General features: G+C 37.4%; 1 protein-coding gene. It reads right to left on the bottom strand.

The features are described from left to right. Positions 1 to 333: 333 nt before the first annotated feature. Positions 334 to 1,479 (bottom strand): IS91 family transposase, encoded by a 1,146-nt coding sequence (locus EHR07_RS19005; RefSeq protein WP_135746613.1) that lies wholly within the window; start codon positions 1,477 to 1,479, stop codon positions 334 to 336. Between the last annotated feature and the right edge of the window lie 169 nt (positions 1,480 to 1,648).

A 1,648-nucleotide genomic window follows, 5' to 3' on the forward strand; every position in this document is an offset into this window, starting at 1 on the left:
AGATGTCTTGTATATCCATGCACAAAGATGTCCAGAAAGTGTTGCATTGGTATCCTATTTTTCTATGTCAAAAGTGTTACCCATGTCTTGAGGCATAGATTTGGGTCATTACGTATAACGAACTAGCTAACCGACGTAGGCTGGCCCTGAGTCCCGGACGGGACGTTAGGGACTGGAACGACACTTGCGTAAGCAAGGGGAGTGCCAGAAGCCTATGTGTCGTAGACCGAGCGAGGGCGTAAGTCCCGAAGCGAAGTGGTTAGCGGCTGTTATACGTAGTGACCCATTTTAGTAGAGTAATGGAGAATGTAGACCCCAAATTGGGTCATATCATTATGCCGCGATGGAGTTAAAGAACTCCAAGTTAGGAGGATGGTTTCCAAAAGTATGTCCGACATATAAAGGCATCTCGAATGGTAAAGTTTTCTCAATGAGAATCATATGTTTCCTACAGATAGGGCAAAACTTGTAAGGCAAATAATCGAATTCATGTTCGAAGTATTCTGGATGATTGCTTGTAATTGCATCCAAGTTTTTTGTAACAGGGAAGTTCAGTTTGGCAGAATTAAGACATTTCTTAGCTTTATGAGAATAGAGTCCAAAATAGCGAATTGATTTAGTTCCTAGTGGCAAAACATGTAAAAGGTAACGTTTGATGAAGTTTTTTTGGGACAAATTAGAAGAAAGATTACCTACATTAATGGAGACGATCTCGTCATCGACATTAAGATCCTGTTCGTTAATGTTAGACCCTTTTATTGATTTATTAAAGTAGTCGATGACGTGGTATGGATCAGAGATTTTTTCTGAGGTAAAAGCGAACATTTTGTAATTAGAATTAATAAGTTCTAGAAAAGAGTTTCCTAAAGAAAGATGTTTTTTGTAGAAAGCGAGAAGTTCTTTTTTAAGTATGATTTGGTAAATAGAATTGAACTGGAAGAAATCAAAGAGTTTATTTTGTGAAAGAACCCATTTGTTATTAGATTTATCGAATCCCCCATCAGTAATGAGAACATGTATGTGAGGATGGAACTGATTTAGTTTTCCATGAGTGTGTAAAACCATGATAAAACCTGGAATAACATCCTTATCCAAAGAAAGTTTTATGATTTTATAAATAGTTTTCTTTGAAGCCTCAAAGAGTAGATTCAGAAAATCTTTATAAAAAGTATTAACAAAGGGATAACAGAAAGTAGGTAACTTAAAAACAAGATGGTAATGATCCGTATTAATAACCAAGTTTTTAGTAGCTTCGTTCCAGAGAGATTTGTTTCTGTATTGGCATTTAGGACAGAATCTGTTATTACAAGAATTTCTAAGAAAGACAGAGAAATGTTCTTCTGGACATTGGTAAAGATGACCGTTCATAGCATTCGTTCTGCAATGAGCAATATCGAGAGCAGTTTTCTTAACATGCTTAGGCAGGTTAGCCGATTCAATGAACTCGATGTTTTTGATAAAGATGTCTTGTATATCCATGCACAAAGATGTCCAGAAAGTGTTGCATTGGTATCCTATTTTTCTATGTCAAAAGTGTTACCCATGTCTTGAGGCATAGATTTGGGTCATTACGTATAACGAACTAGACTAACCGACGTAGGCTGGCCCTGAGTCCCGACGGGACGTTAGGGACTGGAACGACGCTTGC

It is taken from the genome of Leptospira bandrabouensis, assembly GCF_004770905.1.
GTDB lineage: Bacteria > Spirochaetota > Leptospiria > Leptospirales > Leptospiraceae > Leptospira_A > Leptospira_A bandrabouensis.

Coding starts and splice junctions, on each gene's coding strand:
- EHR07_RS19005 (WP_135746613.1), bottom strand. CDS start 1,479: ATGGATATACAAGACATCTTTATCAAAAACATCGAGTTCATTGAATCG.